At 67.1% G+C, this 20,129-nt stretch carries 18 protein-coding genes and 1 pseudogene; 4 read left to right on the top strand and 15 right to left on the bottom strand.

Annotation, left to right across the window (positions count from 1 at the left end; all coding sequences use genetic code 11):
• Positions 1-118: 118 nt before the first annotated feature.
• From pcaF to paaZ, 9 genes are read right to left on the bottom strand one after another with little or no spacing between them, the layout of a single operon-like run.
• Positions 119-1,324: a 3-oxoadipyl-CoA thiolase gene (pcaF, locus tag DKG74_RS21110; RefSeq protein WP_109908163.1), complete on the bottom strand. Its 1,206-nt coding sequence runs from the start codon at positions 1,322-1,324 to the stop codon at positions 119-121.
• Positions 1,321-1,755, bottom strand: coding sequence for a hydroxyphenylacetyl-CoA thioesterase PaaI (gene paaI / locus DKG74_RS21105; protein WP_243404197.1), 435 nt, complete (start codon positions 1,753-1,755; stop codon positions 1,321-1,323). Before paaI ends, pcaF begins: the two co-directional genes overlap by 4 nt.
• Position 1,756: 1 nt before the next feature.
• Positions 1,757-2,551: a 2-(1,2-epoxy-1,2-dihydrophenyl)acetyl-CoA isomerase PaaG gene (gene paaG, locus DKG74_RS21100; RefSeq protein ID WP_109908162.1), complete on the bottom strand. Its 795-nt coding sequence runs from the start codon at positions 2,549-2,551 to the stop codon at positions 1,757-1,759.
• Positions 2,552-2,570: 19 nt separating this feature from the next.
• Entirely contained in the window at positions 2,571-3,641 is a 1,071-nt protein-coding gene (gene paaE / locus DKG74_RS21095; protein WP_109908161.1) for a 1,2-phenylacetyl-CoA epoxidase subunit PaaE, read from the bottom strand.
• Between the two features lie 7 nt (positions 3,642-3,648).
• A complete protein-coding gene (gene paaD, locus DKG74_RS21090) occupies positions 3,649-4,119 on the bottom strand; it encodes a 1,2-phenylacetyl-CoA epoxidase subunit PaaD (RefSeq protein ID WP_109908160.1) in 471 nt (156 codons plus the stop codon).
• 2 nt (positions 4,120-4,121) lie between these two features.
• Entirely contained in the window at positions 4,122-4,856 is a 735-nt protein-coding gene (gene paaC / locus DKG74_RS21085) for a 1,2-phenylacetyl-CoA epoxidase subunit PaaC (protein ID WP_109908159.1), read from the bottom strand.
• A 10-nt stretch (positions 4,857-4,866) separates the two neighbouring features.
• The gene (gene paaB / locus DKG74_RS21080; RefSeq protein WP_109908158.1) at positions 4,867-5,148 is read right to left on the bottom strand and encodes a 1,2-phenylacetyl-CoA epoxidase subunit PaaB; all 282 of its coding nucleotides are present in this window, start codon (positions 5,146-5,148) and stop codon (positions 4,867-4,869) included.
• Positions 5,145-6,116: a 1,2-phenylacetyl-CoA epoxidase subunit PaaA gene (gene paaA / locus DKG74_RS21075; RefSeq protein ID WP_243404196.1), complete on the bottom strand. Its 972-nt coding sequence runs from the start codon at positions 6,114-6,116 to the stop codon at positions 5,145-5,147. Before paaA ends, paaB begins: the two co-directional genes overlap by 4 nt.
• A gap of 13 nt (positions 6,117-6,129) precedes the next feature.
• Positions 6,130-8,166, bottom strand: a complete 2,037-nt coding sequence (paaZ, locus tag DKG74_RS21070) for a phenylacetic acid degradation bifunctional protein PaaZ (protein WP_243404195.1) — start codon at positions 8,164-8,166, stop codon at positions 6,130-6,132.
• 162 nt (positions 8,167-8,328) lie between these two features.
• Here paaZ and DKG74_RS21065 point away from each other — a divergent pair, with 162 nt between their 5' ends.
• Positions 8,329-9,765: a 3-hydroxyacyl-CoA dehydrogenase NAD-binding domain-containing protein gene (locus DKG74_RS21065; protein WP_109908156.1), complete on the top strand. Its 1,437-nt coding sequence runs from the start codon at positions 8,329-8,331 to the stop codon at positions 9,763-9,765.
• A gap of 62 nt (positions 9,766-9,827) precedes the next feature.
• Here DKG74_RS21065 and styC read toward each other — a convergent pair whose 3' ends face one another.
• Genes styC through styA form a run of 4 tightly spaced genes read right to left on the bottom strand, consistent with a single transcriptional unit; the run spans position 9,828 to position 12,521 of the window.
• On the bottom strand, positions 9,828-10,388 hold the full coding sequence (gene styC, locus DKG74_RS21060) for a styrene-oxide isomerase StyC (protein WP_207779454.1): 561 nt from the start codon (positions 10,386-10,388) through the stop codon (positions 9,828-9,830).
• Positions 10,389-10,430: 42 nt separating this feature from the next.
• On the bottom strand, positions 10,431-10,940 hold the full coding sequence (gene styB / locus DKG74_RS21055) for a styrene monooxygenase NADH-dependent flavin reductase subunit StyB (RefSeq protein ID WP_109908154.1): 510 nt from the start codon (positions 10,938-10,940) through the stop codon (positions 10,431-10,433).
• Positions 10,937-11,245 (bottom strand): EthD family reductase, encoded by a 309-nt coding sequence (locus tag DKG74_RS21050; protein WP_109908153.1) that lies wholly within the window; start codon positions 11,243-11,245, stop codon positions 10,937-10,939. Before DKG74_RS21050 ends, styB begins: the two co-directional genes overlap by 4 nt.
• 16 nt (positions 11,246-11,261) lie before the next feature.
• Positions 11,262-12,521: a styrene monooxygenase subunit StyA gene (gene styA / locus DKG74_RS21045; protein ID WP_109908152.1), complete on the bottom strand. Its 1,260-nt coding sequence runs from the start codon at positions 12,519-12,521 to the stop codon at positions 11,262-11,264.
• Between the two features lie 108 nt (positions 12,522-12,629).
• Here styA and DKG74_RS21040 point away from each other — a divergent pair, with 108 nt between their 5' ends.
• Positions 12,630-13,535, top strand: a complete 906-nt coding sequence (locus DKG74_RS21040) for a LysR family transcriptional regulator (RefSeq protein WP_109908151.1) — start codon at positions 12,630-12,632, stop codon at positions 13,533-13,535.
• A gap of 18 nt (positions 13,536-13,553) precedes the next feature.
• Here DKG74_RS21040 and DKG74_RS21035 read toward each other — a convergent pair whose 3' ends face one another.
• On the bottom strand, positions 13,554-15,059 hold the full coding sequence (locus DKG74_RS21035; RefSeq protein WP_109908150.1) for an aldehyde dehydrogenase family protein: 1,506 nt from the start codon (positions 15,057-15,059) through the stop codon (positions 13,554-13,556).
• Positions 15,060-15,387: 328 nt separating this feature from the next.
• On the opposite strand from DKG74_RS21035, the gene paaK reads away from it, so the two are divergent.
• Positions 15,388-16,698 carry a phenylacetate--CoA ligase PaaK gene (gene paaK, locus DKG74_RS21030; protein ID WP_109908149.1) on the top strand — a complete coding sequence of 437 codons (1,311 nt, stop codon included), beginning with the start codon at positions 15,388-15,390 and terminating at the stop codon, positions 16,696-16,698.
• A gap of 217 nt (positions 16,699-16,915) precedes the next feature.
• A complete protein-coding gene (locus tag DKG74_RS21025; protein ID WP_109908148.1) occupies positions 16,916-19,615 on the top strand; it encodes a S8 family serine peptidase in 2,700 nt (899 codons plus the stop codon).
• Between the two features lie 65 nt (positions 19,616-19,680).
• Here the strand turns inward: DKG74_RS21025 and DKG74_RS21905 are convergent.
• Positions 19,681-20,129: pseudogene (locus DKG74_RS21905) on the bottom strand (hypothetical protein); the annotation flags it as partial.

Genomic DNA, 20,129 nt, shown 5'->3' with positions numbered 1-20,129 from the left:
GCCGACCCCGAACAGGGCGTCCTCGGCTTCGCCCAGCAGTCCGACAACGTCGAGTTCTCCCTCACCCTCCAGTTCTGACGGTAACGCCCCCGGTCGCGACAGGCCGGGGGCGAAACGGTCAGGCGCGTTCGATGGTCAGGGCGATGCCCTGACCGACGCCGATGCACATGGTGCAGAGCGCGCGCTTCGCCTGGCGCAGCTGAAGCTCGATCGCCGCGGTCAGGGCCAGCCGGGCGCCGCTCATGCCCAGCGGATGGCCAAGGGCGATGGCGCCGCCATTGGGGTTCACATGATCGGCGTCGTCCGGCAGGCCGAGCTGGCGCAGCACGGCGAGTCCCTGGGCGGCGAAAGCCTCGTTCAGCTCGACGAGGTCGATGTCACCGATGCCGAGGCCGAGGCGGGCGAGCAGTTTCCGCGTCGCCGGGGCCGGGCCGATGCCCATGATGCGGGGTGGCACGCCGGCCGTCGCGGCGCCGGTCACCCGCGCGATCGGGGTCAGGCCATGGCGCGCCGCCGCCGCCGCCGAGGCGATGATCAAGGCGGCCGCGCCGTCGTTGACACCGGAGGCATTACCGGCGGTCACGCTGCCATTTTGCCGGAACGGCGTCGGCAGTTTGGCGAGGGAGGCGAGGGTGGTGTCCGCGCGGGGATGTTCGTCCCGGGCGACCACGACGGGATCGCCCTTGCGCGCCGGCAGGGTGACGGGGACGATTTCACGGTCGAAGCGGCCCGAGGCCATGGCAACACCCGCGCGCTGCTGCGAGCGCAGGGCGAAGCTGTCCTGATCCTCGCGCGAGATATTGTAATCGGCGGCGACATTTTCCGCCGTCTCGGGCATGGAATCGATGCCGAACTGCTTCTGCAGCTGCTTGTTGACGAAGCGCCAGCCGATCGTCGTGTCGTAGACCGCGTTGTCGCGGGCGAAGGCGCCGGTCGCCTTGGGCATCACGAAGGGGGCGCGGCTCATGCTCTCGACCCCGCCGGCGATGAAGAGCTCGCCTTCGCCGGCCTTGATCGCCCGCGCCGCGATGGCGACGGCATCGAGCCCCGAGCCGCACAGCCGGTTCACCGTGGTGCCCGGCGCGCTCTCGCCAAGGCCGGCCAGCAGCGCGGCCATGCGGGCGACATTGCGGTTATCCTCGCCCGCCTGATTGGCGCAGCCGAGGATGACGTCGTCGAGCGCCGCCCAGTCGACGCCGGGGTGGCGGGCGATCAACTCCCTGATGGGCAGGGCGGCGAGATCGTCGGCGCGCACGCCCGACAGGGCGCCGGCATAACGCCCGATCGGCGTTCGCACGCCGCCGCAGATGAAGGCTTCGGTCATTGAGGATCCTCGTTGATGACACGGGTCTTGAGGGCGGCCGACTGGCCGCGGAAGGTGGCGACGATCCGGCCGTCCTCACCCGTCACGACGACATCGTAGATGCCGTTGCGGCCGACGAGGGCGATTTCCGTCGCCGTCGCGGTCAGGGTTTCGTTCAGCCGCGCGGGCGTCAGATAGGTGATGGTACAGGTCTGGCCGACCGCGGCGATATCGCGCGAATTGCAGGCAAAGGCGAAGGCACTGTCGGCCAGCGCGAAGATCATGCCGCCATGGGCCGTGCCGTGGCCGTTCGACATGATTTCCGTCACCCGCATGGCGAGACGGGCGCGGCCCGGCGCCATGGCTTCGATCGTCATGCCGAGATGGCGGGAGGCCGGGTCGCGGTCGTACATCGCCCGGGCGCAGGCCCAGGCGACGGCGTCGGGCGTCACGTCAGCGGCCCTTGAATGCCGCCGGGCGCTTGTTCAGGAAGGCGTCGATGCCTTCGCGATAATCCTCGCTCCGGCCCAGTTTCTGCTGCAGGTCGCGCTCGAGATCGAGCTGCCGGTCGAGGGTTTGCGTGGACGAGGCCTGCAGTGCCTGCTTGATGGCGGCGAGCGCCAGGGTCGGCTGGGTGGCCAGATGTCGGGCCATGGCGGTTGCCTCATCGAGCAGGGCGGCGTCGTTGACCACACGCCAGATCAGGCCCCAGGCAAGCGCGGTCTCGGCCGGCAGGATATCGCCGGTCAGGGCGAGGCCGGCGGCCCGAGCCTGACCGACGAGACGTGGCAGGATCCAGGTGCCGCCGCAATCGGGCAGCAGGCCGACCTTGCAGAAAGCCTGGCCGAATTTGGCCGAGCGCCCGGCGATGACGATATCGGCGGCCAGCGCGAGATTGGCCCCCGCGCCGGCGGCGATGCCATTGACCGCGGCGATGACGGGCAGCGGCAGGGCGCGCAGGCGCCGGACCAGCGGGTTGTACCAGGTCTCGATGGTCTGGCCGAGGTCGGGCGGCGCCTCGCCCGGTTTCGTCGCGCGGTCGGCGAGGTCCTGCCCGGCGCAGAAGCCGCGTCCGGCGCCGGTGATCACCACGGCGCGGATGGCGGGGTCCGCCTCGATCGTGTCGAGATGGGCGCGCAGGGCCTGATGCATGGCGACATTGAAGGAGTTGATCTTGTCCGGACGGTTCAGCGTCAGGATGGCGACGCCGTCTTGCCGGGCGAGCAGCACCGGTTGGGTTTCTTCCATGGCTTCCTCGTTGTTCTTTTCAGTGATTCTGATCGTCGAAGTCGACCGCCAGCCGCTCGCAGGCGGCATAGCTCTGGCAGGTCAGGATGTAACCCCGGGCGATTTCATAATCCTCCAGTCCGAAATGGACGTCCATGTCGACATCGCCCTCGACCAGCCGGGCCCGGCAGGTGGAGCAGACGCCGGCCTTGCAGGAATAGGGCAGCTCGATGCCCTGGCGCAGGGCGGCTTCGAGCACGGTTTCGCTGCCCTTCGCCATCTCGAAGGAGAGCGAGCGGCCGTCGATGATGGCGGTTGCGCTGACCGTGCCGCCGCCGACCTCGGCCGGGCGGGCCTGGCCCGCGGGCCGGGACAGGCCGAAGAGCTCGGTCCTGATCGCCGCGCGCGGCAGGCCGAGGGCCTCGAGCGCGGCGGCGACGTCGCGCGTCATGTCCTCGGGGCCGCAGACGAAGGCGGCGTCGATGTCGCCGGGCGCCAGCCAGCGGGTCAGGATCTCGCGGCATTTGGCGCCGTCGATCCGGCCGTTGAAGAGGTCGATGTCCTGCGGCTCGCGGCTCATCACATGGACGATCGAAAGCCGCGTGAGATAGGTGTCCTTCAGGTCGGCCAGTTCCTGCCCGAACATCACGCTCGACGAGGCGCGGTTGCCGTAGATCAGGGTGAAGCGGCTGGCCGGCTCCGCCGCCAGCACCGTGCGCAGGATCGAGAGGATCGGCGTGATGCCGCTGCCGACGGCGACACCGACATAATGGCGCGCGCTGGCGGGATCGACCGGTATGAAGAAACGACCCTCGGGCGGCATCACGTCGATCGCCGTGCCGGGGGTCAGGGCTTCCTGCGCCCAGGAGGAAAAGCGCCCGCCCGCCACACGCTTGATGGCGATGCGCAGGTCGCCGTCGCCGACCCCAGCGCAGATCGAATAGCTGCGGCGCAGCTCTTCGCCGTCGACGGTCCGGCGCAGCGTCAGATACTGGCCCTGGGTGAAACGGTAGTCGTCGGCGAGACCGGCCGGGACGTCGAAGGTGACGGTGATCGCGTCCCTGGTCTCGTGGCGCACATCCTTGACCGTCAGGGAATGGAACTGGCTCATGTCCGCCTCAATGGCATTTGAAATGGTCGAAGGGTTCGCGGCAATCGTCGCAGCGGTAGAGCGCCTTGCACGCGGTCGAGCCGAAGCGGCTGATCAGGCCGGTGCGCGCCGAGCCGCAGCGAGGACAGGCGACGCTGGCGGGCAGCGCGCCGCAGGTGCCGGCCACGGGCGGGGCGATGCCATAGGCGCGCAGGGCTTCCCGGCCCCGCTCGGTCATCCAGTCCGTGGTCCAGGCGGGGGCGAGTGCGATCTCGATCCGCGCCTCGTTCACGCCATGAGCGCGCAGGGTGTCGCTTATGTCCTGCGCGATCACCCCCATGGCGGGACAGCCGGTATAGGTCGGCGTGATGACCACGGTCACTTGCCCTTCGTCCTGCCGCACGGCCCGGACGATGCCGAGGTCGATGATGGAAAGAACGGGGATTTCCGGGTCCTTCACGGCATCCAGCCAGCCCAGCACATCGACGACGGCGGTCATGGTCACCACCGGGCGCCCGGATGGCTGCGCGGAATATGCTGCATTTCCGCCAAGAGACGGCCCATATGCTCGCTGTGGATGCCGCGGCGCCCGCCGCCCTGCATCCAGCGATCGGCCGGAACCTCCAGCGCCGCGCGGGCGAGTGTGTCGGCGACTCTCTGTCGCCACAGGGGGCGGATGTCCCCGGCATTGGCGCCGATCAGGGCGGTGCCCCCGGCGTCGGCCTCGAACAGCTCGCCGGTATAGGGCCAGAGGTTGCGTACCGCCTGCTGCATCCGGTCGTGGCTGAAGGCCGTGCCGTCGCCGAGCCGGATCACCCAGCCCGCGCTGTGCGAGAGGTGATAGAGCGCCTCCTTCCGGCATTTGCCCGCGATGCCGGCGATGCGCGGGTCGGCCGAGGCGCAGAGGGCGGCGAGCAAGGCCTCGTGCCAGGCGTCGAACAGGAACTGGCGGGCCATCGTGTCGGCGAAATCGCCGTTGGGCTGTTCGACCAGCAGGACATTGCGGAAGTCGATCTCGTCGCGCAGGAAGGCGAGATCGTCCTCGCTCCGGCCCGCGCCCTCGATCTCGCCCGCCAGAGACAGCCACAGCCGGGCCTCGCCGACGAGATCGAGGGCGATATTCGCCGTGGCGATGTCTTCCTCGAGCACCGGTCCGTGACCGGTCAGGGCGGAAAGCTGCTGGCCCAGGATCAGGGCATTGTCGCCGAGGCTGAGCACATGGTCGAAAAGGGACATGTCGTGTCTCCTACATATGCTTAACGCCGTCGATCAGCTCGAAGAAGGTCGGATGGCGATAGACCTTCGAGCGGGCGGGATCGAACAGGGGTTCCTTGTCACCGGGGCTGCTGGCGGCGATATCGGCGGCGCGCACCACCCAGATGCTGACGCCTTCGTTGCGGCGGGTATAGACATCGCGGGCATTGCCGATCGCCATTTCGGCATCCGCTGCCCGCAGGCTGCCCACATGCTTGTGGGCAAGACCGTGGCTGCTGCGGATGAACACTTCCCAGAGGGGCCATTCCTTCATTTCTGCTCTCCTGCGTGCTTGGCGGCATGGGCCGCCGCGGCGTCGCGCACCCAGGCGCCCCTGTCCCAGGCCGACTTGCGGGCGGCGAGACGTTCCCGATTGCAGGGGCCGTCCCCGCGCACGACGCTGTAGAATTCTTCCCAGTCGATCGGGCCGATATCGTAATGGCCCCGTTCCTCGTTCCAGCGCAGGTCCGCGTCGGGGATGGTCAGACCGATGAGTTCGGCCTGCGGCACGGTCTGGTCGATGAAGCGCTGACGCAGGTCGTCGTTGCTGTGCAGCTTGATCCGCCAGGCGGCGGACTGGGCGCTGTGCACGGATTCGCCGTCGGGCGGGCCGAACATCATCACCGCCGGCCACCACCAGCGGTTCAGCGCATCCTGCGCCATGCGGCGCTGCGCCTCCGAGCCCTGCGCCAGCCGGGTCATGATGTCGTAACCCTGGCGCTGGTGGAAACTCTCCTCCTTGCAGACGCGGACCATGGCGCGGCCATAGGGGCCGTAGGAGCAGCGGCACAGCGGGATCTGGTTGATGATCGCCGCGCCGTCGACCAGCCAGCCAATGGCGCCGATGTCGGCCCAGGTCAGGGTCGGGTAATTGAAGATGCTGGAATATTTCGCCTTGCCCGCGTGCAGTGCGTCGATCAGATCGTCGCGCGACACGCCAAGGGTCTCGGCCGCGGCATAGAGATAGAGCCCGTGGCCCCCCTCGTCCTGCACCTTGGCGAGCAGGGTCGCCTTGCGTAGCAGGGAGGGGGCGCGGGTGATCCAGTTGCCCTCCGGCAACATGCCGACGACTTCCGAATGGGCGTGCTGGGAAATCTGGCGGACCAGCGTCCTGCGGTAGGACTCGGGCATCCAGTCTTCGGGTTCGACCCGGATGCCGGCGTCGATCCGGTCCTGGAACCGGCGCTCGTCGCCTTCCAGTTCGGCGGCGTCCAGCACGCGCTGGACGCCGGTGTCAACCATCTGGGCATACATGTCAGGCGGCCCTTTCCGTCAAGGCGTTGAGGGTCAGGAGTTCGTAGGTCGCGACGGTCTCGTCATTCTGGTTGGTGACCTCGACATCCCAGCGGACTTCGCCGTAATCGGCGTTGCGCGGCGCCTTCTGCTTGACCGTCAGGCGCACGGCGATGGCATCGCCCGGCGAAACCGGCTTCAGGAAGCGCAAGGAATCGAGACCGTAATTGGCGAGCACGGGGCCCGGGGCCGGCTCGACGAAGAGGCCGGCGGCGAAGGACAGGATCAGGTAACCATGGGCGACCCGGCCGGGGAAGAACGGGTTGGCCCGGGCCGCCGCCTCGTCCATGTGGGCATAGAAGGTGTCGCCGGTGAAATGGGCGAAATGCTCGATATCGTCGAGGGTCACGGTGCGGGGCCGCGTGCGGATGGTCTCGCCGAGGGCAAGTGCCTCGAAGCCGCGGCGGAACGGATGCTCGTTTTCGGCGATTTCGGGCGCGCCCTTGTTCCAGTGACCGCCCAGGCGCGTCAGCAGCGCGGGCGAGGCCTGGATCGCGGTTCGTTGCAGATAGTGGTGGACGCCGCGCATCCCGCCCAGTTCCTCGCCGCCGCCGGCGCGGCCGGGGCCGCCGTGCACGAGACCGGGCAGGGGCGAGCCGTGGCCGGTCGATTCCGCCGCGCTGTCGCGGTCGATCAGGTGCAGGCGGCCGTGATAGCTGGCGATGCCGAAGGCGATTTCCGCCGCGATATCGGCATCGCGGGTGACGGCGGTGGCGACCAGGCTGCCTTCCCCGCGCCGGGCGAGGGCGACCGCCTCCGCGACGTCGTCATAGGCGAGGAGGGTGGAGACGGGGCCGAAAGCCTCGACCGCGTGAACCGCGCTGGCCTGCTTCGGATTCCGCGCGCGCAGCAGGATCGGAGGCAGGTAGCCACCCTTCGAGGCGTCGGCACCGGTGACGACGGGATTGTCGATCTCGCCGATGACGAGATCGGCTTCGGCGCGCAGGGCTTCGACGCGCCGGCCCACGTCCTCGCGCTGGTCGAGGCTGACAAGGGGGCCCATGGTGACGCCTTCGGCGCGCGGGTCGCCGACAACGACCCGGGACAGTTTCGCCGCGATGGCGGTGGTCACGGCGTCGATCGTGGCGGCCGGCACCAGGATGCGCCGGATGGCGGTGCACTTCTGGCCGGCCTTTACCGTCATCTCGCGCGTCACCTCGCGGACGAAGATGTCGAATTCCGGGCTGCCCGGCTCGACGTCGGGGGCGAGGATGGCGGCGTTGAGCGAGTCCCGCTCGGCGACGAAACGGGTGGCGTTGCGCGCCAGCGCCGGATGGTTGCGCAGCAGCAGCGAGGTCTCGATGGATCCGGTGAAGGACACCAGGTCCTGCCCGGTCACATGGTCGAGCAGGTCGCCCAGCCGGCCGCAGATCAGCTGGATCGAGCCCTCGGGCAGGATACCCGACGCGACGATCAGGCGGACCATGGCCTCGGTCACATAGGCGGTCTGGGTGGCGGGCTTCACGATGCAGGGCACGCCGGCCAGCAGGGCGGGCGCCAGTTTCTCGAGCATGCCCCAGCAGGGGAAATTATAGGCGTTCACATGGATGGCGATGCCGTCCATCGGGGTTTCGATGTGACGGCCGACGAAGCTGCCCTGGCGCGACAGCGACATCTGCGGACCGTCCAGCAGGACGTTGCTGTCCGGCAACTCGCGTCGGCCCATGCCGGCATAGGCGAAGAGCGTGCCGATGCCGCCGTCGATGTCGATCGCGCTGTCGCGCCGGGTGGCGCCGGTGTGGAACGACAGATCGTAGAGCGCGTCCTTATGCTCGGACAAATATTGCGCCAGCTTTTTCAAAAGCCCCGCCCGCCCCTGGAACGTCAGGCGACGCAGCGCGGGCAGGCCCCGGTGCCGGGCGTGATTCGCGACGGCGGCGAAGTCGACATCGCTGCTGCTGGCCAGGGCCACGGTGGCACCGTCGATGGCGCTGGCGATCGGTTGGGCGTCGGTCGCCGCTTCGATCCAGCGGTTGCAGGCATAGCTGGCCAGTTTCACGATGTCGTTCCTCCTCGAATTTATCAACCGGCCGCACGGTGAATAAAATTCCCGCGCGGTTCGCACCGGTTGCCCTGTACCGGGCAGGCAGCGGTGCTGCTTCTTGTTCTCAGTCCTGTTTTGTTATACGACCGACCGATCAATTAATTCAAGGGGGATTCAATGAAGCAGATCGTCGGCATCGTCGGGGCGGGCACCATGGGCACCGGCATCGCCCTGGTCGCCGCCCTGCACGGGGCGCGGGTGGTGGTGTGTGACGACAAGGCGGCCTCGCTCGAGCGGGGGCAGGAGCTGCTCGGCGCGGCCCTGCGCGACATGGTGCGTCGTGGCCGTCTCGACGCGTCGGCCCTCGACCCGCTCGCGGCGCGCATCGACTGGACCGGGGAGCCGGCGCGGCTCGCGCTGGCGGATGTGGTGATCGAGGCGATCGTCGAGGATGCGGCGGTGAAGCGCCGGGTCTTCGCCGCGCTGGAAGCCGTGGTCCGGCCGGATTGCATCCTGGCGACCAATACCTCGTCGCTGTCGGTGACCGATCTCGCCGTGGGGCTGGCCAGGCCAGAGCGTTTCGCCGGCTTCCACTTCTTCAATCCCGTGCCCGCGATGAAACTGGTCGAAGTGGTGAGGGGCGAGGCGACGGCGCCGGCCGTCGCCGATCGACTGGCCGAAATCGCCGCCGGCTGGGGCAAGCTGCCCGTCGCGGTGCGCGATGTTCCCGGTTTCATCGTCAACCGTGTGGCGCGGCCTTTCTATGCCGAGGGCTTCGTCGCCCTCGCCGAGGGGCGGTGCGACGCGGTCACCATCGACCGCGTCCTGCAGGACTGCGGGGGCTTTCGCCTGGGGCCGCTCGCCCTGGCCGACATGATCGGCCACGACATCAATTACGCGGCAGCGTCCGGGGTCCATGCCGCCTATCGGGGCCGGACGCGGTTCCGGCCGCAGGCCCTGCAGGCGCGCCTGGTCGAAACCGGGGCACTGGGGCGGAAGGCTGGGCGCGGCATCTATGATGACGCCGCGCCGCGCGCGGAACCGTTGTTCCTCGTCCCCGGTCCCGTGCGGACGATGGAGCGCGGCGAGGTGTCCCTGACGGCGGGGCTGGAGCTGAAGGCCGGGGCGGCTGAAGCCCTGCCGACCGATGGTTATGAAGTTGACGGCGTGCTGATCGCCCTTGGCGACGGCCGGTCGGCGGCGGCCCGGGAACGGGCGGTGGGGCGGCCGGTGATCCTGTTCGACTTCTGCCGCGACTTCGCCGCCGCGCCCGTGCTGGCCTTTGCCGGTTCCCCCGGGGTTTCGGCCGCGATGATGGCGACGGCAGCCGGTTTCGCGGCGGCCTGCGGCAAGCGGGCGGTGGCGATCCCGGATCGGCCGGGCTTGCTGGCGCTGCGGGTCTGGGCGCAACTCGCCAATGCGGCGGCCGATGCGGTGGCCGACGGGGTCGCTTCGGCCGGGGATATTGATCTGGCGCTGCGCTTCGGCACCAATTACCCGGAAGGGCCCCTGGCGCTGGCGGGCCGGCTGGACGAGGGCTTCATGGCGCGTTGCCTCGGGCATATCGCCGACGAAACCGGCGACGACATCTACCGCCCCGCGGCGGGCCTCTGAAAAAAAATGGCCCGGCGCGAGCCGGGCCAAGTCAGAGGAGAGGGGCTGTTGCCCCCTGGGGATCAGTCTTTCGACTGAAGGATTTTCCAGGCCATGTACAGGGTCGCGGCCATGCTGGCGGCGCCGAACACGGCGGCTGGGAAAAGCGCGATGAAGCTGGACAGGGTGCCGGGGCCGAAGGCGTTGTCGCCATAGGTCAGGCCGCGATTGTCCGAGAAATTGGCGAAATAGTAGAAAATCGTGTTCGCCCAGCCAGCGCCGACGATGATGACGGCGATCCAGGTCTGAGCTTTCCGCGAGAAGCCGAGATAGGGCAGCACCAGGGCGAAGGCCATCACCATGAGGGCGTTCATCGGCGTGCCGCGATGGGCCTTGGCCCAGCCGTCGGCGGTGCCCGGGATGTCGAAAGCGGTGATGGTGCCGGGGATGAACTCGAAGCCCCCGACCAGTTTCACCCACAGGCCAAGGCCGGCCAGCAGGGCGAAGAACATCAGCAGCACGCCATGGGCGACCATGACCTTCTGCATCCGGTTGAAGGCAAAACCCGCGCGGCCGGCGGCGCGGCTCCCGGCAGTCGACGGCTCGGCCGCTGAAATGCCAAGGGTAACATCGGCTTGAGACATTTTTTCCTCCCTTTGGGTCTCTTTGGTGATTGTCGCGCGCGCTCAGGACTGAAGGGTCTGAACGGCCGAATAGCGGCTGGAAAAGAACAGCAGGGGCGGTCCGCCGACGACGTCGCAATGCATCACACGGGCAACGAACAGCGTGTGGTCGTGGACCTGGATGCGGCTTGTCACCTCGCATTCGAACCAGGCCAGGCAATCCTTCAGGGTCGGGATGCGGTTGCGGGTGGCGAAGCCTGGCACGCTGGGCCCCCGATCGCCGGCGAAATACTGTGAATGGCTCCGCTGGTCCTCGCCGAGAACGCTGACCCCGAACCAGCCTTCCTTGCTGATCAGCCGGTGCATACGTCCCGGCTTGATCGAGATGAGGATGGTCGGCGGCGCGAGGCTGATCGAGGTGAAGCTGGAGATGGTCATGCCGTGGGGCTGGGGGTCGCCCTCGTCGATACAGGAGACAATGGCGACCCCGGTGGCGAAATTCCCCACGGTTTTTCTGAAGTGCGCCGCGTCGACACCGACCGGGGCCTCGGACGCGACATCCGCCGTGCTCATGATCCTGCTCCTTCGATCGGGTAATGCAGCATGGTGGCGCCGGCGGGCGAGTAATTCGGGACGTCCTGTGCGACCGCCTGGCCGATGTCGGATTTCAGCGCCGCGAACATCGCCTGCCGGTCATCGAAGACACCTTCCCAGATCAGGAAGACCGCCGCGCCGGGTGACAGCATGGACGGCCTGACGTGCCGCTCCGCCCGAAGGCCCGGCAGACGCCGGGCCAGGGGAAGATGATGGGCTTCGTAATAGGAAAGGAAGGCGGCCGGATCGGCCGGCGCGGGGCAAAGAACCTGCATCTTGTGCATCGGGTCCTCCCCCGTGTCAGGCGGCTTGCGAGGCGCTGCCGGGAAGATTGGCGCTGCACCAGGCCTTGATCCGCTCGGGGCTGGCGAAACAGTCCCACTGCCGTTCGGGATAGTTGAAGTTGGTGGTGAAGAGGTCGGCGAGGGGCTTGTTCTGGCTGATCGCACCGATGAACTCGAGCAGGGCCGGTGTTCCCGCCTGCAGGTGTTGCAGCATGAAATTGGTCCAGCGGGTGGCGCCCAGGACCCGGTCCTGACGGGCGAGTTCGACATGCTCGACGAAGCGTTCGTCGAAGACATCGTTCTTCAGGATTTCCTCGGCCAGCTTGAAGGCGGCGTAAGAGGCCATGTTCGCGCCCTGGCCCAGCACCGGATCGACCACCGCGTGCACGTCGCCAAGCGCGAGGGCGATCTTGCCGTTGTCGAGACGGACGTGGGAATTGCGCACGGTCGGCGTGACCCCGCCCTGCAGGATGTCGAGCGGCCCATTGGCCAGATCGAATTCCTTCTCGTCGATGCGCTCGGCGCAGGTCGGATAGTGCTTGCGCAGCTTCTCGAGCAGGAGGTCGAGGAAGGCGCGCGGATTGTCGTCGTATTTGGTCTTGGCCAGGATTTCGAGATCGCCGCCGATGTGGTTCTCGATCACCAGGGCGTTGACCATGCCGCCGAAGGACAGGGTCGGGATTTCGATCATCTCGCCGGCGCCCGGCGAGAAATACATGGTGACGGCCCGGGTTTCAGGCTCGCGGATACCCTTGAACAGGCCGACGCACAGCGCGCGCTGCGGCTGGGTGAAGGGCGAATGGGCCGGCTGGTGCTTGAACATCTGGCCGAACGGGCCCTTGCCGGTGCATACGACCAGCAGGTCGTAGCTGTCGCTCAGGTCGGCGATGTCGGAATGGCGGATTTCAGTGATGCGCAGGTCGCCGCCGCGGCGGGCGTATTCGTCCATCAGCTTCGGCTGATAGATGCGATAGTCGACCGCGCGGCTCGGCGTCTCCAGCGCGCCGAAGAACCGCAGGGGTTCCGGCGTGCCGACATAATAGTAATGCCCGAAGTATCCATTCTTGTCCGCGGGCCAGAAGTTCACCCCGAGATCGGTCTCGCGCTGCACCGTGACCGCGTGGTGGGCGACCGTGTTCAGCAGGCGCATGGAGCGGTAGTCTTCCGACGGGCGGTCGGTGAAGATCGTCGTCTTCACGCCATGCTTCTGCAGATAGAGTGCGAGATGAAGCCCGGCGGTCCCCGCGCCGATGATGCCAATGCGCTTGCTCGTCATGTTTCCCCCCTGTCCGGAGCTGTTTGTTGCTGTTAATTTACCGAATGGCTATTCAATCGGAACCGCCCCAGATAGATTAATATATATTCCAGATGGGAATGAGTTGAGATGGATGGATTGCAGGTCCTGAAAGCATTCGTCCGCGCTCTCGAAGTCGGCAGCTTCTCTGCCGTGGGACGGGAACTCGGGACATCACAGTCGACGGTCAGCAAGCAGATCGCGACACTCGAGGAAAGCCTTGGCGTGCAGCTTTTCGCGCGCACCACGCGGCGGCTGAATCCGACGGCCGAGGCCCTCCAGCTGCACGAACATGTGCGACAATTGCTCGACGCGCTCGATACGATCAAGGCCGGCGCGCCGACGCCCGACGCGGTGCCGCGCGGCCTTCTCCGCCTGGCGGCGCCGACCAGTTTCGGGCGCGCCTGCATCATCCCCCAGGTGCCGCATTTTCTGAAGCGCTATCCCGAGGTAACCCTGGACGTCGTCCTGACCGACCGGGTGACGGATCTCGTCGAGGAAGGGTTCGAACTGGCGATCCGCGCCGGCAACCTGCCGTCGAGCAGCATGATCGCGCGGTCCCTCGGCCTGACCGAGTTGTCGGTGGTCGGCGCGCCCTCGCTGTTCGAGGGCCGGCGCGCGCCGGAAACGCCCCTCGATCTCTCGTCCTGGAACGTCCTGATCTATACCGGCATCAAGTCGCCCGGCCGGTGGGAGTTCGAATCGGAACACGGCCGGCAGATCGCGGAGCTGCAGGGCTCGGTGCGCAGCAACGACCTCGACGCCATCCTCGATCTCTGTCTCGATGGCCTCGGCCTTGCCGCGCTGCCTGATTTCATGGTCGACGGACCGATCCGGGAGGGGCGGCTGCGTCCGGTCCTGAACGACTATTATCTGATCCCGCTGCCGATCAACGTGATCTATCCGCAGACCCGTTTCCTGACGCTGCGCGCCCGCTGCTTCATCGACTTCCTGATCGAGGCCCTGAAGCGGGGCAGGGCCACCGGCGTCGCCTGACGCCGGTGACGAAAGAGATTACAAGACGATCGTGACCGTCTTGATCTCGGTATAGGCATCGAGGGCGCTGGCGCCATTCTCGCGGCCGGCGCCGGATTGCTTCACGCCGCCCCACGGCAGCCGGGCGTCGATCGCCGCCCAGCCGTTCACCCAGACCGAGCCGGCCTTGAGACGGGCCGCCATGCGGTGGCTGCGCGCGACATCGGATGTCCAGACCACCGCCGCCAGGCCATAGCTGGAAGCGTTGGCGATGCGCAGCGCATCCTCTTCGTCGTCGAACGGGATGACGACGACGACAGGGCCGAAGATCTCTTCCTGGGCGATGCGCATGTCGTTCCGACCGCGAAACACGGTCGGACGCACGAAGAGGCCGTGGCTGTCGTCGACAGTGCCGCCCGCCAGTAACTCCGCCTGTTCCGCCTTCGCGATGTCGATATAGCCCGCCACCCGGTCGAATTGCGCGCGGCTGGCGAGGGCGCCCATCTGGGCTTCGGGGTCGAGCGGGTCGCCCAGGCGCACGCCGCTCGCCGCGCCCGCTAGGGCCGCCGCGACCTTGTCGGCGATGGAGCGGTGGACGAGCACGCGGGAGCCGGCGGCGCAGACTTCGCCCTGATTGAAGAAGATGCCCATGGCAAGGCCGCGGATGGCGCCGTCGAGGTCCGCGTCGGGGAACACGATCTGCGGCGACTTTCCGCCGAGTTCCAGCGACAGGCGCTTGAAGGAGTCGGCGGCGCTTCGGCCGATGGCACGCCCGGCTTCGGGACCGCCGGTAAAGGTGATCTTGGCGACCAGCGGATGCCGGACCAGCGCCGCGCCGGCGGTTTCGCCGCGTCCGGTCACGACATTGATAACGCCGTCGGGGAAGCCGGCTTCCGTCGCGAGGGCTGCCAGATGCAGGGCGGACAGCGGGGTTTCTTCCGCTGGCTTCAGCACGATGGTGCAACCGGCGGCCAGAGCCGGCGCCAGTTTCCACATGGTGATCATGAAGGGCGTGTTCCACGGCACGATCGCCCCGACGACGCCGACCGGCTCGCGCCTCGTATAGGAATGGGTCGGCCGGCCGAAATAGCCGCCGGTCGGGATCGCGGTGCCCGTGATCTTGTCGGCCCAGCCCGCGAAATAGCGCATGGTGTCGAGCGCGTTCGGCAGGTCGAGGATCTGGGTCTCGACCACGGGGCGGCCGATGCTGATGGCGTCCATCCTGCCGATCAGCTCCTTGTCCCGTTCGACGAGGTCAGCAAGGCGCAGGATCAGCCGGCCGCGTTCGGCGCCCGGCAGCGCGCCCCAGGCGCCGTCCAGCTGGGCCGCGGCCGCGCGGACCGCAGCGTCCACGTCGGCATCGGTCGAGTCGGGAACCGACGCGAAGGCGCTCTTGCGGGCGGGATTGACGACCTCGATCCGGCGATCGCCGGTCGAGGGTGTCGCCCGGCCGCCGATGAAGTTGTCGAAGGCGCGCGCCGAATTCGAGCGTTGCGCAAGGTCCTGGTGGAAAGCGTCATAGGCGCCTTCGAGTTGGTCGTTCATTGTTTCCCCCGCCACGGCGATGCGGTTTTTATCTATGGAGCCGGCCCGCCCTCGGGTGGAGGAGCAGGGGACTGGCGGGGCGAATCTATAAAAAACCGGACGGCCGGTCAAATAATTCGAGGCTCGGGCCCCGAACCCGCGGCAGGAGAGGATCGGCAGAGGAATATTTTTACCCATTGCGAACGCACCTTTGAATTTCTCCACTTTTAAATGACCGAGCGATCAGTTAATTAATGGATCAGAGATGCAGGAACCGGAGGATGGCGCGCAGGGAATGGAGCGCGCCGCCGATCCGGACCGCAGCCGATGAGGCGAACGGGAGGATTCTATGTTGACCAAGACGCGCCTTGCGCCGTCCGAAGGGGCGGGGCTGCATCCAATCGAAAATGCCAGCCGTGACGAAATCCAGGCGCTGCAGCTAAAGCGCCTGCGCTGGTCGGTGGCGCAGGCCTACAACAACGTGCCGCATTATCGGCAGGCCTTCGATGCTGCCGGGGTTCATCCCGACGACATCCGGTCCCTGGCGGACTTGGCCAAATTTCCCTTCGCGACGAAGGAGACCTATCGCCAGAACTATCCGTTCGGGCTTTTCGCCGTGCCGCGCGATCAGATCGTGCGGGTTCACGCGTCGAGCGGGACGACCGGACGGCCGACGGTGGTCGGCTATACCGCCGGGGATATTTCGATCTGGGCCGATTGCGTGGCCCGCTCGATCTATGCCGGCGGCGGCCGGCCGGGCGACATCGTGCATATCGCCTATGGCTATGGCCTGTTCACCGGCGGCATGGGCGCGCATTACGGGGCGGAGCGACTCGGTTGCACCGTGGTCCCGATGTCGGGCGGCCAGACCGAGAAACAGATCCAGCTGATCGACGATTTCCAGCCGGACGTCATCATGGTCACCCCCAGCTACATGCTGGCGCTGATCGAGGAAATGAAGCGGCGCGGCAAGGATCCGCGCGAAAGCAGCCTTCGCATCGGCATCTTCGGTGCCGAGCCCTGGACCGAGGAAATGCGCGTCCAGCTGCAAGGCGAGGCCGGCCTTGACGCCGTGGACATCTATGGCCTGTCCGAAATCATCGGCCCGGGCGTCGGCAGCGAATGCGTCGAGACGAAGGATGGCATCCACATCTGGGAGGATCATTTCTACCCGGAGATCATCGACCCCGTAACCGGCGCCCTATTGCCCGATGGCGAGATGGGGGAACTGGTGCTGACCTCGCTGACCAAGGAAGGGATGCCCACCGTCCGCTACCGGACCAAGGATCTTACCCGGCTCAAGCCTGGCACGGCCCGGTCGATGCGCCGGATCGAGAAAATCCTGGGTCGCTCGGACGACATGATGATCATCCGGGGCGTGAATGTGTTTCCGTCGCAGATCGAGGAAATCCTGCTCGGCCAGCCGCAACTGGCCCCGCATTACCAGATCGTCCTGACCAAGAAGGGGCCGCTCGACGAAATGACCGTCCGGGTCGAGCCGCGCGACGCGGCGATCGGCGATATCGCCACGGCCATCGCGGGCTTTCGCCATGCGGTGAAGACCCATGTCGGCATTTCGGTCGGCGTTGACGTCAAGGCCTGCGGCGAGATCGAGAGGTCCGTCGGCAAGGCCAAGCGGGTCGTCGATCTGCGCCGATGAGCGTGCCCGCGTCGCCACGCAGGTGGCGACGCGACTTCGTCGGCGTTTTTGCGTGATGAAAGGCCGCCTGCGGGCGGCCTTTTGACGTTGAAGGCAGGTTTCGCGGGGCGTGGGCCGCGGATGAAATTCCCCCCAAAAGGGAGCGCGGGAGGAAATGTCTCCATAAAGGGGATATTAACATCCAATATGGGAATATCTCTCCACCGAGGAGACGATCATGCCCGAAACGCCGCCCCCCTCCGATCTGATCCAGCCGACACTGAACCTGTCGAGCCTTCTGGCTTCGCTGTTTCGCTCGGAATGGCACTATGGCGCAACCGACATTTTCGGGCAGGTCAATCCCTGGTCGGTACCGCTCAAGGACTTGTGGAAGGACTACACCGGGGCCGGGGTCACGGTCGGCATCATCGACCAGGGCTTCGATACCGATCATGTCGATCTGGTGGGCCGCTTCAGCCTGGCGCTGAGCTACGATCCGCGCGATGCCACCACGGCGCAGAGCATCATGCCCGACAGCACCGCCGACCAGCACGGCACCTGGGTGGCGGGCCTGATCGGGGCCGCCCAGTCGGACGATACCGGCCTGGTGGGCGGGGCGCCGGGCAGCACGCTGGCGGGGTTCTATGCCCGCTTCGGTGCCGGCGGCTCGCTGCGTTCCGAAATCGCCAGTCTCCTGTCGCGGCAAGACGCCGTGGATGTCACCAATTGCAGCTGGGGTGTCGTCAATCCCTTCGCCGACAATTTCCGCATGTCCTGGTACGCGGACACCAAGACCGCCATTGACCACGCCCTGACGACGGGGCGCGATGGCCAGGGAACCGTGTTCGTCTTCGCCGCGGGCAACGACCGCCAATATGTGCCCGGCAGCACCAGCAGCGACGGCGACAATACCAACAACCACAGTTTCACCAATTATCGCGGTGTCGTCACCGTCGCGGCCAGCGACTATTACGGCCATGTCGCCGACTTTTCCACCCCGGGCGCCAGCATCCTGGTGACGGCCCCCGGGGCCTCGATCCTGACCACGAATTACAGCGGCTCGGCGACGTTGAGCCTTCTCGACGATTACTCCTATGTCTCCGGCACGTCCTTCGCGGCCCCGATCGTGACCAGCGTCATTTCGCTGATGCTCGAGGCCAATCCGGATCTCGGCTACCGCGACGTTCAGGCAATTCTGGCCGCGACCGCCAAGGGCATCGACGTGAACGGCGGCAGCTGGGAGCGCAATGGCGCCACGACATGGAATGGTGGCGGTTACCATGTCAGCCACGACTTCGGGTTCGGTCTGGTCGATGCGCGCGCCGCGGTGCGGCTGGCGGAAACCTGGACGCCCGAGGGCAACCGGGCGACCGAGGTCGCCCTGACCGCGCAGACGGCGCTGTCGGTGCCGGCGAGCATTCCCGACCATGGCAGCCTGACCCTGACGACGACGATCGACGCCGGCGCGGCTGCCGGTCTGTCGATCGACTGGGTCGAGGTCGATCTCGTCAGCAATCACAGCTTCGTCGGCGATCTCGTGGTGCATCTGATCTCGCCCGACGGCACGGACAGCATCCTGGTCGACCGGCCGGGTGGTGGGACGCTGAGCACTTCCGGTCTCAACTTCACCTTTTCCACCAATCACGCCTGGGGGGAATCGCCGGCAGGAACCTGGAGCCTGGTGGTCGAGGATCAGGGCTATGGCGGGACCGGATCGGTCGTCTCCTGGTCGCTCAGGGTCTATGGCTCCGATCAGGGCGACGACAACACCTATATCTTCACCGACGAGTTCGCCCGCTACGGCGCGGACATGCCGGCGCTGAACGATACGGCGGGGATCGACACACTGAACGCGGCCGCGGTCAGCAGTGCGGTCACCATCGACCTGCGGCCGGGCCGGATCACCACCATTGCCGGCCATGAGCTGCCGATGGCGGCTGAAACCTCGATCGAAAATGCCATCGGTGGCGAAAAATCCGACATTCTCTACGGCAGCAACAGCGACAACGACCTGCAGGGCGCGCGGGGCAACGATACCCTCTATGGCTTCCGGGGAGACGATCATCTCTCGGGCGGGCAGGGTGACGATGTCCTGAACGGGGGGGATGGTGCCGACACCCTGATGGGCGACGATGGCGCCGACCGGCTGGACGGTGGCAGCGGCAACGATCTCCTCGACGGCGGCGCGGGCAACGATGTCCTGCGCGGCGGTGACGGCGACGACACGATCATCGGTGGCGCGGGAAGCGACAGTCTGTACGGCCTGGCCGGGGACGACACCATCGACGGTGGCGCCGATGCCGACCGTATCCTGGGCGGCGACGGGGCCGACCGGATCTCGGGCGGCGACGGCGCGGACCGTCTAAGCGGCGAAGCGGGCAATGACTGGCTCGACGGCGGCGCGGGCAACGATCTGCTGGATGGCGGTGACGACAGTGACACGCTGTTCGGCGGCGCCGGCAAGGACACAATGCGCGGCGGCGCGGGCGACGACAGTCTGGCGGGCGGCGACGATGCCGACACGCTCTCGGGCGATGCCGGGCGTGACCGGCTGGAAGGGGGCGGGGCCAACGACAGGCTGGATGGCGGCGCCGACAACGACACATTGTTCGGCAATGACGGCGACGATCTGATCTATGGCGGGACCGGCGATGACGTCATCGCCGGCAACGCCGGGCGCGACCGCCTCTATGGCGACGAGGGCGCCGATCTCTTCGTCTTCAGCCGCGGCGATGGCGCGGATCGAGTCCTCGATTTCTCCTCGGCCGAGCAGGACCGGGTTCGCCTCGACGGCTTCGGCTTTACCGATACGGACATGGCCCTGAGCCATGCCGTGGCGAGGAGCGGCGGGGTCAACTTCACCTTCGGCGACGGTGACTCGCTGTGGGTCGCCGGTGCCACCCTGGCCGACGCGCAGGACTGGCTGCTGATCGCCTGAATGAAAAACCCGGGGGCGAAGACGGCCCCCGGGTTCGGTTACCACCCGATCGCGCGACCGGACGATCAGGTCAGCAGCAGGTCGGAGAAGGTGATGTTCCCGGCCTGACCGACGACCGTGATCGTCGAGATCTGGGCGAAGGCATTGGCCCCGTCCAGAACCCGAACCAGGGCATCGGCGCCCGAATTCTGGATCTGGATCGAATAATTCGGGTTGAGGCCATCCAGGTTCAGGATGTCGATGCCATCCTGGAAGTCCTGGACGACATCGTCGCCGAAGGCCGCCGCCGCGTCGAAGCGGAACTGATCCGCGCCGCCGCCGCCCGTCAGGTAATCGCTGCCGGTGCCGCCGTCGAGCACATCCGCCCCGCCACCGCCGCGCAACGTGTTCACGTTGCCGTCGCCGATGAGGATGAGGTTGCCGGTGGCGGCGGTATTGGCCAGCAGGTCGTGATCGTCGGCGTCGGTGGTGAAGGTCAGGGTCGTCGCGGTCCGGTTGTCGACGTCGCCGAGGG

The sequence above is a fragment of the Zavarzinia aquatilis genome (genome assembly GCF_003173035.1).
Classification (GTDB): domain Bacteria; phylum Pseudomonadota; class Alphaproteobacteria; order Zavarziniales; family Zavarziniaceae; genus Zavarzinia; species Zavarzinia aquatilis.
Note: the sequence above shows the minus strand (reverse complement) of the source record. Positions and strands in the feature narration are given on the sequence as shown.